Below are 16,378 nucleotides of genomic sequence, written 5' to 3'. Positions count from 1 at the left end.
ACTAGTTTCTACTTAGCTCTGCACCCAAATGCAAAATATCACTGACTTTTTGAGCAGTTTCATACAAGGTGTCAATATCAGCATGAATAATATTAACGTGACCCATTTTGCGTCCAGGACGCGGCTCGGCCTTACCATAAAGATGTAATGACACACCTGCCAAGGATAACACAGCAGCCCAATCTGGCTCCTGAGCCTGCGCCTCATCCGCCACAAACCAACTATCACCCAAAATATTCAGCATAATGGTCGGTTGCAATAAACGGGTATCGCCTAATGGCATACCCGCCATCACCCGCACTTGCTGTTCAAATTGTGAACAGGAAGTAGCATTCATTGTGTAGTGACCGCTATTATGCGGGCGTGGAGCAATTTCATTAACCACTAGCGTAGGATGGTCGGGACTCAGCTTAGCGGCATCGAGCACAAAAAACTCGACACACATCACGCCAAAATAGTTTAAATTTGAAGCTAATGCCTTGGCATAATCAATGGCTTGGGCAGCGAGCTCCTCAGGGACTAGACCAGGATACACCGTGGTGCTGGAAAGAATCCCATTAATATGATGATTTACCCCCACTGGGTAAGTGACGATGTCATCCTCTAAGTTACGCGCTAGCACCACCGATAACTCATAGGCTAAAGGTAATTTCGCCTCAAGTACGCACTCAACCTCACCGAGGTCCTTAAATGCCTGCTTCGCTTCTGCGAGATTATTAACAATCGCTTGGCCTTTGCCGTCATAGCCTAAACGCGCTGCTTTTAAAATACCTGGGAAAAGTGCTGCCTTAACACGATCCAAATCCTCAAGCTGACGAATGGCAGCATGCTCAGCCACTGGCACACCGGTAGCACGAATAAAGGATTTTTCAGAAATACGGTCTTGTATCACCGCTACTGCTGAAGCTGCGGGTGTCGTGCGCACGGTATAGGACAACTGCTTTAAGGATTGCGCAGGGACATTTTCAAATTCCGTGGTGACAGCACGCACGGCGTCAGCCATTTGCTGTAGCGCATCCAAGCTTTCATAATCTGCGCTAATATGCTGTTCGGCAATTTGTCCTGTGGGACCGTCTGCCTCTTGACCTAGGGCAATCACCTTATAGCCCATGGCCTGAGCGGCATGGCAAAACATACGACCTAACTGACCGTCACCCAACATGCCTAAATACTCGCCCGGATGGATTTTCTCATGATAGGCTGGAGGCTGTGACATACTACGCCTCCGGTGGCAGTGTCATGGCACGTGCCTTTTGCGTTTGAGTGGAGCGATAAGCTTTGAGCCTTTCGCGCAAGGCGGCATCCGTCATGGCTAAATTAGCAATAGCATGTAAAGCAGCATTGGCCGCACCGGCTTCACCAATGGCAAAGGTGGCGACCGGCACCCCCTTTGGCATCTGTACGATGGAATGTAAGGAATCCTCACCACGCAGATAACGTGATGGTACAGGCACACCAAAGACCGGCACCTCTGTCATGGCTGCCACCATACCGGGTAGATGCGCTGCCCCACCGGCACCAGCAATAATACAACGCAGACCACGCTCATAGGCCGTCTCGGCAAAAGCCACCATATCTAAGGGCATACGATGCGCTGAGATAACCTTGGCCTCATGCGGTACCTCAAACTGCTCCAACAGTTCAACCGCATGACGCATCACCTCCCAGTCACTGGAGGAACCCATAATCACTGCGACTTTTACATCCTCTTTGGCAGAGCTCATATAAAATCCTTCACTTAATAATTAAACACTTTGACCAGTTAAAATCACTAAGGCTTCACGGTATTTGGCGGCGGTTTTCTCAATCACTTCTTGCGGCAGACGCGGTGCCGGTGGGGTCTTATCCCAATCTTGCTGCTCTAACCAATCGCGCACAAACTGCTTATCGTAGGAAGGTGGATTCACCCCCTTTTGAGTACGGTTTGCTGGCCAAAAACGAGAGGAGTCTGGCGTCAGCACCTCATCCATCAAGTGTAGGCGACCCGCTTTATCCAAACCAAATTCAAACTTGGTGTCAGCAATCACCACACCCTTAGTCTCAGCGTATTCTGCCGCTGTTGTGTATAGCTTTAGGGTAACATCACGAATCTCTTCGGCCATTTCCTGTCCGACTTCGGCCACCACGTGATTAAAGTCGACATTAATATCATGATCGCCCACCTCAGCCTTGGCCGCTGGGGTAAAAATCGGTTGCTCAAGCTTTTCAGCTAATTGTAAACCACGTGGTAACTTAACCCCACAAATCTCACCCGTGCTGCGATAGTCCTTCCAGCCAGATCCAATAATATAGCCACGTGCGACAGCCTCAACTAAAATCGGTTGCAAGCGCTTAACAATCACTGAGCGACCCTGCGCCTGTGCCAGCTCCTCGCCGGATAGCACATCCTCGAGCCGCATATCGGAACTATGGTTAGGCACAATATGCGCTAGCTTTTTAAGCCAGAAATTCGTCATCTCTGTGAGCACCTGCCCCTTACCCGGAATGGGATCATCCAGGATCACATCGAAGGCTGAAATACGGTCCGTTGCAACAATTAAAAAGTGATCCTCACCCACCGCATACATATCACGCACTTTACCGCGTGCAACCAGCGGCAATGATTGGATGGTAGATTGATAAATTGCAGTCGCCAAAACACTATCCTTTGATTTAACTATCAAATTATTAAAAGATTAATTTTAACATAGGAGTGCCTTAGCTAAAGGCTAGACGCAAAAAACCGGTGCGACAGATGACTGTGGCACCGGTATGGGAAGCTATCCGTCTGCGGATAGCTTGTGCTGGTGGCTAATTACTTAGCAGCTCTTTGAATTGCTTCGCCACCGGCCTCAATGTCTTCACCCGCACCGTGTACTGTATTACAACCCGTAGCGAACACTGCGCCAGCTAAACCTAAGGCTAATACAAACATGCGTGTTAATTTACTTAGTTTCATAAGAACCCCTTAATTTAAAAAACTTTTTATGGTAATCTCAGCCACTAATTAATAGCTAAGATAGTTTCATTTTAAAGCGTTACGCCCTTTTCCTCTACCAATAAAAGGTGTCAAATTCTAAGCAAACACCCTAATTATGTTATTTTTCTTTAAAAACTAAAGTCTTTGTGACAAAATAGGCTCGTAAAAATCACGCCAAGGAGGAATATATCATGCGATTTTTAACACGTCTCTCAACACGTTTGATGGAACGCTATTTACCTGACGCTTATATTTTCGTCATTCTTTTGTCATTAGTTGTTTTTGTTTTAAGTGCTTTTACCAATCAAGCACCGCTCAATGTAGTGGATTATTTCGGTAATGGCTTTTGGGGTTTAATGGCCTTTACGGTACAAATGACCATGGTGTTATTGTGTGGCTCGGTGATGGCTAAAAGCCCATTTTTTAAACGTATTTTAATATCCTTAGCAAAAGCACCTAAATCAGCCGGCATGGCCATTATGATGGTCGCCTTTTTAACTGCGCTCGCTTGCTGGATTAACTGGGGCTTTGGTTTAGTCTTAGGCGCGCTCATTGCTAAAGAGGTTGCTAGACAACGTAATGACACTGACTATCGCTTATTAATTGCCAGTGCCTATAGTGGCTTTGTGATTTGGCACGGCGGTATTGCAGGTTCCATTCCGTTGAGCATTGCCACCGCCAAGCACCCTTACGAAGCACAAATTGGTGTGATTCCAATCAGTGAGACACTTTTTTCTACGGGCAATCTGATTATTTGCGTGGCACTATTAATTTGCATTCCGATTCTTTGCCTATTGATGCACCCGTCCAAGGAGGAGCGTGTCATTATCGATCCTAAGCTGTTAGAGGAAGCAGCGCCTGAGTCTAAACCAGTGCAAATGACACCGGCTGAGCGCCTCGAGCATAGCCGTCTTTTAAACCTGATCATCGGCGTCTTAGGCTGGATTTATATCATCAGTTACTTTGTTAAAGGCGGTAGTTTAAACCTAAATATTATTAACTTTATCTTCTTCTTTGCAGGCATCGTGCTGCATGGTACCCCACGTAATTTCATCAATGCGGTAGATGATTCCGTGCGCGCGGTGGGACCTATTTTAATTCAGTTCCCTTTTTATGCGGCGATTATGGCGATGATGGTACAGTCCGGTTTGGCAGCAAATATTACCAATGCCTTTGTCAGCGTGGCCTCAGAAAAAACCTTCTATGTACTGTCTTTCCTCAGTGCCGGCTTGGTTAATTTCTTTATTCCAAGTGGCGGTGGTCAATGGGCGGTACAAGCGCCGGTGATGATTGAAGCGGTTAATCAGATGAATGCCATGGGCGCCAATATCGAGCAGGCTAAAATGGCCATGAGTATTGCTTGGGGCGATGCCTGGACCAATATGATTCAGCCATTTTGGGCCTTACCAGCACTAGCGATTGCCGGTCTAAAAGCACGTGATATTATGGGTTTCTGCCTCTTTACCCTCATTGTGTCAGGGCTGATTATTAGCGGCGTACTCTACTTTGTTTTCTAATCCAGAAAGCTTAACGGGCGGCATCTAGCCGCCCGTTTTTATTTCAATCTCAATCCTACTTCTCACGATAGCTGTCGTGACAGGACTTACAGGACTGACCTACGCCCGCAAAGGCTTGCTTGAACTTAGCTAAATCACCGCTTTCTGCGGCTTTTTCAAGCTCAGCAACGGCATCAATCGAGGCTTGAGCCTTTTTATTAAAATCGTCTTTGTTAGACCAAATCTTATCCGAGGCTTTACCACCCTCACGGCCATCCGCAAAACCAACCCACGGCATATTGATAAGCGTTGATAATACTTGAGCATTAGCCTTGACTGCATCAGCATCGTACTCAATATCACCACGCGCTACGCCACCTAAACGAGCACCAAATACATCACCGATTAGCTTAAAAGCCGCTTGACGATACTCAACGGCATCATCGGTTGACTCAAAATGGTCCTTAGCCGGTGTAACTGCTAAAGCCGCGGTGCTTGCAAAAGCACAGCTTGCCACGATGGCAGCACTTAATAATTTTTTCATCATCTATTCCCCTAAAATCAATGTAGCAATAGGTGCGCAACATCAAAAAACAAAATTATCAACTTGGTACCGAGCGAAAAATCCCATCGGTACCTCATTGACTTGTCAATTATAAGTAAGCTTTAACTAAAGAACAAGTAACTACTGTTTTAGAATATTGCAAATTATTTCAATCAACCCTTAAAGGCTTTTGCTAGTTTAGCGGCATGCCCGATATAGCTGCGCGGTGTTAAAGCTAATAAATACTGCTTTGGCGCCTCAGGCAAATCTAAACCATGGATAAACTCGCTTAAGGCAGCTTCAGTAATGCCTTGACCGCGTGTTAGAGCCTTCAACTGCTCATAAGGTTGTGGTAAGCCATAACGACGCATCACGGTCTGCACCGGCTCTGCAAGGATCTCCCAACACTGGTCTAAATCCTCGTCAATTACCTGGGCATTAAGCTGCAACTTGCCCATACCCTTAAGGCAAGAATCCCAAGCCACCATGCAATAACCTAAACCCACCCCTAAGTTTCTTAACACCGTAGAGTCGGTTAGGTCACGCTGCCAACGTGAAATCGGTAATTTTTCAGAGAGATGACGAAATACGGCATTAGCAAGGCCTAAATTACCCTCTGAGTTTTCAAAATCAATCGGGTTGACTTTATGTGGCATGGTAGAAGAACCCACCTCGCCCTCTTTTAGGCGCTGCTTAAAGAAACCTAAGGAAATATAAGACCAAATATCACGGTTAAAGTCGATCAGGATGGTATTAGCACGAGCAATGGCATCAAAAAGCTGCGCCATCCAATCATGTGGCTCAATCTGAATGGTGTATTCATTTTGTGTCAGACCTAAGCCAGTTAAAACCTTTTTACTTAAGGCTGGCCAATCTACCTCAGGATAAGCGCTTAAGTGAGCATTATAGTTACCCGTTGCACCATTTAATTTGGCTAAGGGTTCCACCTGCTCAATCTGCGCAATAGCACGCTGTAAACGCGCCGCAAAGTTAGCAAACTCCTTACCCATGGTGGTGGGGCTAGCAGGTTGACCATGGGTACGGGAAAGCATCGGCTGATCGGCTAAATCATGGGAAAAAGCCACCATCTGAGCTAGCACTTCTTTTAGCTTAGGCAATAGCACCTGATCCCTTACACGCACTAACATCAAGGCGTGGGACGTGTTGTTAATATCTTCGGAGGTGCAGGCAAAGTGAATAAACTCTGCGGCTGCCGCTAAGCGCTGATGATCAGCCACTTTTTCCTTAAGAAAATATTCTACGGCCTTCACATCGTGGTTAGTGGTTTTTTCAATTTCCTTAATACGGACAGCACAGTCCTCAGAGAAATCACTGACTAAACCGTCCAATACTGCAACTGCTTCGGCATCAAAGGCGGGTAACTCAGGTAAACCAGCTTCGGCTAAGGCCTTGAGCCAAGCCACTTCAACCTCGACCCGATGAGCCATAAAACCAGCCTCAGAGAGAAAAGGACGTAAAGCGTCAGCGCGCGTAGCGTAACGACCGTCAATTGGTGATAAAGCGTTTAGTGTTGTTAATTGATCCGCAATTTTCATAATCTTAAAAATAATAGTTAATAAATAATACCGCCGCCTAAGCAAATATCCCCATCGTACAATACCACCGACTGCCCCGGGGTGACTGCCCACTGAGGCTCAGGAAAGCGTAAACTCATACCCGTCGTTGTCACTTCTAGGGAGCAAGGCGCATCCGCTTGTCGATAGCGGGTCTTAGCGGCGTAATTACCCGCCGCCGGTGCCTGTCCTGCGATCCAGCTAACATCCTCCGCCACCACTTCTTTGCTTAAAAGCCATGGATGATCGTGACCATTTACCACATAGAGCGTATTGGATGACAAGTCTTTTTTAGCCACGAACCAAGCTGGCGCGGTGCCATCCTCGCTTTGATAATTTTTCAGACCACCAATACCCAAGCCCTTGCGTTGACCTAAGGTATAAAACGATAAGCCCATATGCTCACCGATCACCTCACCACTATCGGTGACCATCGGTCCGGGTTTTGTTGGTAAGTAGCGATTAAGAAACTCTCTAAAAGGACGCTCGCCAATAAAACAAATACCGGTGGAGTCCTTTTTGCTCGCGTTCGGTAACTGCAGCTCAGCAGCAATTCTACGCACATCGCTTTTATGAATTTCACCTAGCGGAAAGAGCGTCTTACTTAATTGCGCCTGGTTCAAACGATGCAAGAAATAGCTTTGATCCTTGCTCGGATCAACACCCTTTAATAACTGAAACTCGGTGCCATGCTCGCCCTCTACCTGACGCACCCGTGCATAGTGACCGGTGGCAATATGATCAGCGCCTAAAGTCATGGCATGATCTAAGAATGCCTTAAACTTAATTTCGGCATTGCACAGCACATCTGGATTCGGCGTACGACCTGCTGAGTACTCTCGTAGAAACTCAGAGAACACCCGATCCTTATACTCCGCCGCAAAATTAACCGCCTCGATCTCAATACCTAAAAGATCAGCGACACTCACGGCGTCCAATAGATCCTGACGGCTGGAGCAATACTCATCGGTATCGTCGTCTTCCCAGTTTTTCATAAAAAGACCGATCACCTCATAGCCCTGCTGCTTAAGCAACCAAGCACTGACGGAGGAGTCTACACCGCCCGACATACCGATAACAACGCGTTTGCCGTTGGAAAGTGTTGGGGAATTACTCATGGATAATATCTAAAAATAATAGGAAATGGCTAAGTGATGCGAATTTCACTTAGCCATTTTTGCATAAACTGCAAGCCTTATGTAGATTTTAAGCGCGCATTAAGCCGCTTTTTGACGACGAACTTTGACTGCTTCGGCCAAACGAGCGAGCACCCGCTCAGTCGTCTCCCAATCAATACAACCATCGGTAATACTCTGACCATAAACGAGCGGCTTACCCTCAACCTGATCCTGACGTCCTGCAACCAGGTGACTTTCAATCATCACGCCACAAATGCGCTGATCGCCCGCTTCTAACTGCTGCGCCACGTCATCCATCACAATAGGCTGATTTTCAGGCTTTTTAGAGCTATTCGCATGGCTCGCATCAATCATGATTTTAGGCTTTAGACCGGCCTTTTCAATCACCTCTGAGGCTGCCTGAATATGCGCTGCGCTGTAATTCGGGCCGTCATTACCACCACGTAAAATAATATGGCAGTCATCATTGCCACGCGTTCTGACAATGGCTGAGTGACCGCCTTTGGTCACGGATAAGAAGCTATGTGGGCGCGAAGCGGCCTGCACCGCATCAACGGCGATTTTGACATTACCGTCGGTACCGTTTTTAAAGCCAACTGGACAGGATAGCCCAGAAGACAGCTCACGGTGCACCTGACTCTCGGTGGTACGCGCACCGATGGCACCCCATGACACCAAGTCAGCCATATACTGCGGGCTGATCATATCTAAAAACTCACAACCGGCTGGTAAACCCTTGGCGTTAATATCAAGCAATAACTGGCGCCCAATGCGTAATCCCTTGTTAATATTAAAACTGGCGTCCAAATCAGGGTCATTAATCAAGCCCTTCCAACCAACCGTGGTACGTGGTTTTTCAAAATAAACACGCATCACCACTTCTAGTTCACCGGCGTACTTATCACGCGCAACCTTAAGCAAATCGGCATATTCCAAGGCTGCCTTAGGATCGTGAATAGAGCATGGACCAACCACCACCACTAAACGATCATCCTGATCGTGAAGAATATTATGAATCGCTTGGCGTGACTCATGCACCACACCAGCAATATCCGGTGTACATGGAAACTCCCTCATCAGATGTGAGGGAGGCGTTAATTCACGGATCTCATCAATGCGTAAATCATCTGTATTGTATGACACCTATATCACTCCAAATCTATGAATTTAAATCTATATGCTTATTTAAGCTTAGATATATTGTATTGCAACAAAATGAAAAATGCCTAATCTCGCTACATTTTTTATTAATAATTCAGCAATTAATCATTGATGAAACAATCGATTAGGCGGTACCGCCGACAGTTAAACCGTCAATCCGGATGCTCGGCATGCCAACACCAACCGGCACACTCTGACCATCCTTACCACATGTACCTACCCCAGAATCCAGCTGTAAATCGTTACCGATCATTGACACTTGATTCATGGCCTCAATGCCACTACCGATGAGAGTCGCCCCCTTGACGGGGTAAGTTACCTTACCGTCTTCAATTCGATAGGCAACGGAGGCGGAAAACACGAATTTACCACTGGTAATATCCACCTGACCACCGCCAAAATTTACCGCATAAATACCGTCTTTTACAGAGGCAATGATTTCCTCAGGGTCCTTGTCGCCAGCCAACATATAGGTATTGGTCATGCGTGGCATCGGCAAATGCGCATAGGATTCTCGGCGACCATTACCAGTGACTGAGGTTTTCATCAGACGGGCGTTGAGCGTATCCTGCATATAGCCACGTAAAATACCGTCTTCAATTAATACATTGTGCTGGGTAGGATTACCCTCATCATCAATATTTAAAGAGCCACGACGATCGCTCATGGTGCCGTCATCAATCACGGTGACCCCCTTGGAGGCAACCTGCTCCCCAATACGACCAGAGAATACGCTAGAGCCCTTACGGTTAAAGTCACCCTCTAAACCATGCCCCACTGCCTCATGTAATAAAATACCAGGCCAGCCTGGACCTAATACCACCGTCATCTGACCAGCGGGTGCAGGACGGGCTTCGAGATTAAGTAAAGCATCATCAACCGCACGATTAACATACTCATCAATCAGTGCATCCGTAAAGTAGTTTAAACCAAAACGCCCGCCGCCCCCAGCAGCCGCACTTTCACGCCTACCATTTTGCTCAACCACGACATTGACATTTAAACGCACCAGCGGACGCACATCGGCCACCAAACGACCATCACTACCGGCGATGAGCACCACATCACGCACTGCGCTGAGACTCGCCATCACTTGAATCACTCGGGGGTCACGGGCACGTGCCTGACGCTCTACCTTTTCCAGTAGTGCAACCTTAGCTTCAGCGCTCATGGAGTCCAACGGATTGTCTACGCCATACAGCTGATGCGCGACAGATTGCTTGGTTTTAACCTGCACGGCACGTTCACGGGAACCATGATCAGCAATGGTTTTAACGGTTGCCGCTGCCTCTAATAACGCCTCGGGCGAGAGCTTATCAGAATAAGCGAAGGCGGTTTTTTCATCTACGACCGCACGCACGCCCACGCCCTGATCAATGGTAAAAGAGCCTGACTTGACAATCCCCTCCTCTAGGGACCAGCCCTCACTGCTACTATGCTGAAAATAAAGATCGGCATAATCCACCTGATGGCTAAACATCTCCGCCATGGCACTTTCCAAATGGCCTTCATCAATGCCCCATGGGTCTAATAGCAAGGACTTGGCAATCAGCATGGCACTCTCAGGCTCGGGCATGACTAAGGGTGTCGCTAACGGCGACGCTTGATTTTTAACTAGGGACTGTAAACTCATGTAGATTTAACTCATTAACTCGAATAAATTTTTGTACTAATGCTTTGCGATGGAGCAAAAAACTAAAGACCGCAATTAAACACTTACTTGGGCGCAGTCTGAGACGGCGAGCCTTTGGGCTTAAGCGTATTGAATTCAGCTGCCGCACCCAAACCACCGCCCGGTGCATCTAGATCAAAGACAATCTCACGCACACCTGCGCTTTGCCCAGGATAACCGTCAAACACCGCTGCCATTAGATAAGGCATCACCTGCACTAAGGACGCTTGACTGCTAGCGGCTACCGTTGACTGATAAACAGGTTGACCATCAGCGCGACGGCTAATCACGGCCTGTAAGGTGTAGTAATTATAATTTACTTGGCGGACCGTAGAGCCGTGGTAGAAGTTAGGATAGAACATCATACTGCCATAAAAATGGCTACTAGGCCAATAACCAAAGCCCATATAGGGATAAAAGAAAAAAGGATCGGGATCGTAATCTCGCACTAACTGCTGACGACGCTCACTGCTGTAGTTAAAATCCACCAAATAATCGGCCTTGGCTGCAGAAGTCGCTTGATATAGACCTGTACGGTGCATATTTTGCTGCAATAGATTAGCATAGGCACTACGCTCAAGATTCTGGGAATCACTGTGCTTAAGCGCATAACTCGCCCCCGGCGTGGCACCGCCAAGTTGCTGGAATACCTCCTGCTGCACGGTAAAGGTATTGGAGCCTGCACAAGCCGTTAAAAACACGCTCGCAAAAAGTGCTAACACGCGCCGGGGTCTTTGTGAATTAAATCTTTTCATCGCCTTAGTTACCTATAAGAAAGTTGCTAATCATTGTATAGGATTTGCTATTGATAAAAAACCTTAGGAAATTTACCTGAAGAAACTTTCTATGCTGTTTTGTCGCTTCTGCTATTCACCTATAATAGTCTATACCGTACAAAGTACCTAACGATTATATTTATAGCATCAATAGATTAAGCTTATGAGCACAAAGCAAGCCACCACAACCTATCGTCAAGATTATCAAGCCTATCCCTTTGAAATTAAAAAAGTCAGTCTCGAGTTCAATTTAGCACCAGAAAAAACACTGGTGCATAGTGTTATGCAGGTGCAAAGCAAACAGGATATCCCACAGGATATGTTGTTAAACGGCGAGGAGCTTGAGCTGATCGCCATCGCTCGTAACGGCATCCCACTCAGTGAAAATGACTATCATTTAGATGAGGATGGTTTAAGGATTTTCAACTGTGTGGGCGAGTTTGAGCTACAAATCAGCTGCAGCAATCAACCCGAGCAAAATAAAACCTTGATGGGCTTATATCGGTCGGGTGGCTATTTTTATACACAATGTGAGGCCGAGGGCTTTAGACGCATCACCTTTTACCCTGACCGACCGGATGTGATGAGTGAGTTTCAGGTGAGTTTACGTGCTCCTAAAGCAGATTATCCTATTTTACTATCCAATGGCAATCTGCTTAGCCAATCGGATTTAGCCGATGGCTATCATGAGGCCATCTGGCACGATCCCTTTAGAAAACCCGCGTATCTCTTTGCGCTAGTGGCCGGCGATTTTGATTTAAGGGAAAAAACAGTCACCCTGGCTGACGGCCGTGAGGTGTTATTACAAATATACAGCGATAAAGGCACTTATCAACAGACCGAATGGGCTTTAGACTGCTTAGAGCGATCCATCCGCTGGGATGAAACACGCTTTGACTTAAGTCTGGATCTCGATCGTTTTATGATCGTGGCGGTCAGTGATTTTAATATGGGCGCCATGGAGAACAAGGGCTTAAACATTTTCAATACCGCCTATGTCTTAGCTGAACCACAAACCGCCACCGATGCGAACTATGCCGGCATTGAATCGGTGATCGGTCATGAGTACTTCCATAACTGGACCGGCAACCGTGTCACGTGTCGTGACTGGTTTCAGTTAAGCTTAAAAGAGGGGCTGACAGTCTTTAGAGATCAGGAGTTCTCGGCCGATATGATGAGCATGGGCTTAACTGAGGAAGCGGCCAAAACAGCCCGTGCGGTTAAACGCATTGAGGATGTGACGGTGTTAAAAACATATCAGTTTCCTGAGGATGCCGGTCCGATGGCCCACCCGATCCGCCCTAATAGTTATGAGGAAATCAGCAATTTCTACACCCATACCGTTTATGAAAAAGGTGCAGAGGTTATCCGCATGCTTCATACCATCTTGGGGGAGGAGCTATTCCAACAGGGAATTAAGGAGTACTTCCGCCGTCACGATGGTCAGGCAGTGACCTGCGATGATTTTGTCGATGCGATGGAATGGGCCTACCAACAAGCCAACGCAACAGCTGATTTAAGCGTATTTAGACGTTGGTATCAACAAGCCGGCACACCTAAGGTCACGCTACAAACACAGTATGACAGTGCCGCCAAACGCTACCGCCTCAGTATGCAACAAAGCTGCCCCAAGGTAGGTGTAGAAACGCTTAGCCTCGAGTTTGAGAAACTCCCCTTTCATATCCCGATTAAAGTGGCATTGATGGATACTGAAGGCAAGCCGCTCCCCTTTAAGTATCAGGGAGGTCATTACGAGGAGGTGCTGCTCCATTTAAGCGAGGCCTCCCAGGAGTTTGTCTTTGAAGGCGTTGAGACTAAGCCCGTACCCTCTTTACTACGTAACTTCTCGGCCCCTGTCATCATTGATTATGCCTATCAGCAGGATGAGTTAATGCTGCTTGCTGCACATGATAGCGATCACTACAATCGTTGGTATACAGCACAAAGCATAGCCGCCGCTGAAATTAAGCGCTTATATGAGTTAGCGAATTTAGCTGACTATGAGGCAGCGAGCTTGCCCTTGAATCCACACGTGCTAGCGCTTTGGCGCCGCAACCTACAGGATCCCGCCTTAGATGCCGCGTATCGTACGGTACTACTGAGCTTACCCGGTATTAAAATGCTGATGGAGCAAATTGAGTCACTAGATCCGCTACGCCTAGCATCTGCTTATGAACTTTTTCAAAAGGCCTTGGCCTACCAACTACGAGAGCAATGGTGGAATAGCTATGTTGAACTCAATAGCAACACCCCCTATAAGGTCAATGCCATCGAAGCGGGACATCGTCGTCTTAAAAACCTTGCGCTAAGCCAGTTAGTAGCGATTCAGGATGAGGCTGCGCTAAAAGCGGCTGAGACTCAGTTTGAGACGGCAGACAATATGACCGATCGCCTCGCTGCACTGTCAGCGCTCGTCAATTACGGTGATAGCACAAGCGATCGCTTGCCGTTAAATACCTTTTACGAATCCTATCAACAAAATGCCCTTGTGATTGATAAGTGGTTTGCACTGCAAGCTACGTCACTACAAAGTGAGTTAAAAGATATTCAGGGACTGATGGCGCACCCGGCATTCAATCTCAGTAATCCGAACCGCGCCCGTAGTCTGATTTTCCAATTCTGCTTAAACAATATCAAAGGCTTCCATCGTCCGGATGGTAAATCCTATCTGTTCTGGGCTGATCAGGTACTACAAATTGATGAGTTTAACCCTGAAATTGCTGCGCGCCTAGCCCGGGTAATGGATAATTGGACCCATTATGCCGAACCCTATCAGTCCTTAATGAAAAATGCCTTGGAGCAAATTGCTGCTCAGCCCGCTATTTCTAAAAATTTACGTGAAATTGTGCATAAAACCTTAAATCTCACGCATACAGATTAAATCATTTATTTTTTAGGACCAACCATGTCAAATCAAAGCTTATCAGATTATTTAAACCGCTTACAAAGCCAAAACCACAGTAATGAGGAGCTCAACGGACTCCTGATGGCAGTTAGTAACTCCTGCAAAACCATCAGCAATAAAGTGGCTAAAGGCGCACTAGCCGGTGTCTTAGGCACCCTAGGCTCAGAAAATGTACAAGGCGAGGTGCAAAAAAAGCTGGATGTGATTGCTAATGATATTTTATTAGCCGAAAGTGGCCGCAATGGCTTTTTAGCCGGCGTCGCCTCAGAGGAAATGGATACTTTTTATAGTCTTAAAGAGGCACCTAAAACGGGGAATTATTTATTACTCTTTGACCCCTTAGACGGTTCGTCTAATATCGATATTAATGCCCCTATCGGTACAATTTTCTCTATTTTAAAATCACCTAACAATGCGCAAGAACTGAGCGAAGCAGATTTTCTACAAGCCGGTCATCAACAAGTTGCTGCTGGTTATGCCATTTACGGTCCACAGACCATTCTGATTCTGACGCTTGGCCAGGGGGTCGTAGGCTTTACCTACGATAGAGCAAGTGATCAATGGCTACTGACACAAGAACAAATTACCATCCCCGCTGAGACCCAGGAATTTGCTATTAATATGTCGAATTACCGCCATTGGGCAACTCCGGTGCGTGATTACATTGATGATTGCCTTGCCGGTGCGACCGGTCCACGTGAGAAAAACTTCAATATGCGCTGGGTTGCTTCTATGGTAGCGGATGTGCACCGTATCCTAATGCGTGGTGGGATTTTTATGTACCCATGGGATGCGCGCGAGCCACAAAAAGCGGGTAAATTACGTCTGATGTATGAGGCCAATCCTATGAGCTTTTTAATTGAGCAAGCCGGTGGTCTATCAACCGACTGCACACAACGTATTTTAGATATTCAACCGAGCGAATTACATCAACGCGTGAGCGTGTGTTTGGGCTCTAAAAACGAGGTCGAACTGGTCTTAAAATATCATCAAGAGCATGTCGCCTAAAGCTTGATTTATGAAGGCAGCTTAACTCAGTTTAAGCTGCCTTCATTATGATGGGCTAAGCGCACTAATCAATGGTCAACACGGTTGAACCAGTGGTGCGCCCTGCGGCTAAGTCCTCATGCGCTTTTGCTACATCCACCAAAGGTACCCGTTGATCGATACGCACCTTGATATTGCCCGCAAGCACTTGCTCAAATAGCTCATCTGCCGCTTGCTGCATCAACTCACGAGTATTCACATAAGCACCGACGGTTGGACGCGTCACATAGAGGGAACCCTTGCTTGCCAAAATGCCGAGATTAACCCCAGTCACCGCACCGGATGCATTACCAAAGCTCACTAATAAACCACGTGGTTTTAAGCAATTAAGTGAGGTTTCGAAGGTATCCTTACCCACCCCATCATAGACCACGGGTACTTTATCACCTTGCGTGAGCTCTAACACTCGCGCTGCGACATCCTCTTGACGATAATTAATCATCTCCCACGCACCGTGCGCTTTGGCTAAGGCAATTTTCTCGGCGCTTGAAGCGGTACCGATCACCTTCACACCCAGGGCCTTAGCCCATTGGGTTGCAATTAAACCGACCCCACCGGCAGCGGCATGAAACAAAATCGTCTCTCCAGCCTGTACTCTATAGGTCTGTCGTAATAAATACCATGCGGTTAAGCCCTTTAGCATAATCGCCGCACCCTCCTCAAAGGAGATTTGCTCAGGTAATTTAACCACTTGAAAGGCAGGCATATTGCGCAATAATGCATAAGCACCGATAGGACTTTGACCATAGGCCACGCGATCGCCGACTTTTAAGTGACTCACCTCACTACCCACCGCTGTCACGACACCACTTGCTTCAAAGCCCAAGCCATGAGGTAAAGGATGATCGTAAAGTCCGGTACGGAAGTAGATATCGATAAAATTTAAACCAACCGCTTTTTGTTCAATTTGCACTTCATTCGCCGCTGGTGCTGCCACTTCAACATCTACCCACTCCATCACGAAAGGGCCACCATGATGTTGAATTTGAATTTTGCTACTTTTTGTACTCATAAAAATCTCCTCGATGCTATTGGCCTCATCAGGTCATCATCTTCCTGAAAACCGTTACAATATCCTCTTCATATGACTTATCACTGCCTAATC

General features: G+C 46.9%; 14 protein-coding genes. 3 read left to right on the top strand and 11 right to left on the bottom strand.

What is annotated here, in order from left to right:
- Position 1 precedes the first annotated feature (1 nt).
- The 4 genes from HMPREF3144_RS10630 to HMPREF3144_RS10615 form a co-directional block, all read right to left on the bottom strand.
- Positions 2–1,216, bottom strand: a complete 1,215-nt coding sequence (locus HMPREF3144_RS10630; protein ID WP_048769032.1) for a 5-(carboxyamino)imidazole ribonucleotide synthase — start codon at positions 1,214–1,216, stop codon at positions 2–4.
- Position 1,217: 1 nt separating this feature from the next.
- Entirely contained in the window at positions 1,218–1,724 is a 507-nt protein-coding gene (purE, locus tag HMPREF3144_RS10625) for a 5-(carboxyamino)imidazole ribonucleotide mutase (protein WP_018025695.1), read from the bottom strand.
- 21 nt (positions 1,725–1,745) lie between these two features.
- The gene (locus tag HMPREF3144_RS10620; protein WP_070477847.1) at positions 1,746–2,636 is read right to left on the bottom strand and encodes a phosphoribosylaminoimidazolesuccinocarboxamide synthase; all 891 of its coding nucleotides are present in this window, start codon (positions 2,634–2,636) and stop codon (positions 1,746–1,748) included.
- A gap of 158 nt (positions 2,637–2,794) precedes the next feature.
- Positions 2,795–2,938 carry an entericidin A/B family lipoprotein gene (locus HMPREF3144_RS10615; protein WP_036558439.1) on the bottom strand — a complete coding sequence of 48 codons (144 nt, stop codon included), beginning with the start codon at positions 2,936–2,938 and terminating at the stop codon, positions 2,795–2,797.
- A 212-nt stretch (positions 2,939–3,150) separates the two neighbouring features.
- On the opposite strand from HMPREF3144_RS10615, the gene HMPREF3144_RS10610 reads away from it, so the two are divergent.
- The gene (locus HMPREF3144_RS10610) at positions 3,151–4,476 is read left to right on the top strand and encodes a short-chain fatty acid transporter (protein WP_070477845.1); all 1,326 of its coding nucleotides are present in this window, start codon (positions 3,151–3,153) and stop codon (positions 4,474–4,476) included.
- 55 nt (positions 4,477–4,531) lie between these two features.
- On the opposite strand, the gene HMPREF3144_RS10605 is transcribed toward HMPREF3144_RS10610, so the two are convergent.
- The 6 genes from HMPREF3144_RS10605 to HMPREF3144_RS10580 form a co-directional block, all read right to left on the bottom strand.
- The gene (locus HMPREF3144_RS10605) at positions 4,532–5,002 is read right to left on the bottom strand and encodes a c-type cytochrome (protein WP_083290448.1); all 471 of its coding nucleotides are present in this window, start codon (positions 5,000–5,002) and stop codon (positions 4,532–4,534) included.
- A 170-nt stretch (positions 5,003–5,172) separates the two neighbouring features.
- Positions 5,173–6,555 (bottom strand): adenylosuccinate lyase, encoded by a 1,383-nt coding sequence (gene purB, locus HMPREF3144_RS10600; RefSeq protein WP_018025690.1) that lies wholly within the window; start codon positions 6,553–6,555, stop codon positions 5,173–5,175.
- Between the two features lie 17 nt (positions 6,556–6,572).
- Positions 6,573–7,691 carry a tRNA 2-thiouridine(34) synthase MnmA gene (gene mnmA, locus HMPREF3144_RS10595; protein ID WP_048769046.1) on the bottom strand — a complete coding sequence of 373 codons (1,119 nt, stop codon included), beginning with the start codon at positions 7,689–7,691 and terminating at the stop codon, positions 6,573–6,575.
- A 99-nt stretch (positions 7,692–7,790) separates the two neighbouring features.
- Positions 7,791–8,855, bottom strand: coding sequence for a 3-deoxy-7-phosphoheptulonate synthase AroG (gene aroG / locus HMPREF3144_RS10590; protein ID WP_036558450.1), 1,065 nt, complete (start codon positions 8,853–8,855; stop codon positions 7,791–7,793).
- Between the two features lie 142 nt (positions 8,856–8,997).
- Complete coding sequence (tldD, locus tag HMPREF3144_RS10585; protein ID WP_048769316.1) at positions 8,998–10,449, bottom strand: metalloprotease TldD; 1,452 nt, start codon at positions 10,447–10,449, stop codon at positions 8,998–9,000.
- Positions 10,450–10,589: 140 nt separating this feature from the next.
- Positions 10,590–11,300: a DUF4136 domain-containing protein gene (locus HMPREF3144_RS10580; protein WP_070477843.1), complete on the bottom strand. Its 711-nt coding sequence runs from the start codon at positions 11,298–11,300 to the stop codon at positions 10,590–10,592.
- A 184-nt stretch (positions 11,301–11,484) separates the two neighbouring features.
- Between HMPREF3144_RS10580 and pepN the strand changes: the two genes are divergently transcribed.
- Both pepN and HMPREF3144_RS10570 read left to right on the top strand, forming a co-directional pair.
- Entirely contained in the window at positions 11,485–14,202 is a 2,718-nt protein-coding gene (gene pepN / locus HMPREF3144_RS10575; RefSeq protein ID WP_070477841.1) for an aminopeptidase N, read from the top strand.
- Between the two features lie 24 nt (positions 14,203–14,226).
- Entirely contained in the window at positions 14,227–15,234 is a 1,008-nt protein-coding gene (locus HMPREF3144_RS10570; protein ID WP_070477839.1) for a class 1 fructose-bisphosphatase, read from the top strand.
- Between the two features lie 64 nt (positions 15,235–15,298).
- Here HMPREF3144_RS10570 and HMPREF3144_RS10565 read toward each other — a convergent pair whose 3' ends face one another.
- Complete coding sequence (locus tag HMPREF3144_RS10565; RefSeq protein WP_018025683.1) at positions 15,299–16,285, bottom strand: quinone oxidoreductase family protein; 987 nt, start codon at positions 16,283–16,285, stop codon at positions 15,299–15,301.
- Between the last annotated feature and the right edge of the window lie 93 nt (positions 16,286–16,378).

It is taken from the genome of Oligella sp. HMSC05A10, assembly GCF_001808335.1.
GTDB lineage: Bacteria > Pseudomonadota > Gammaproteobacteria > Burkholderiales > Burkholderiaceae_B > Oligella > Oligella urethralis.
This window is presented reverse-complemented; position numbering and strand designations above follow the sequence as displayed.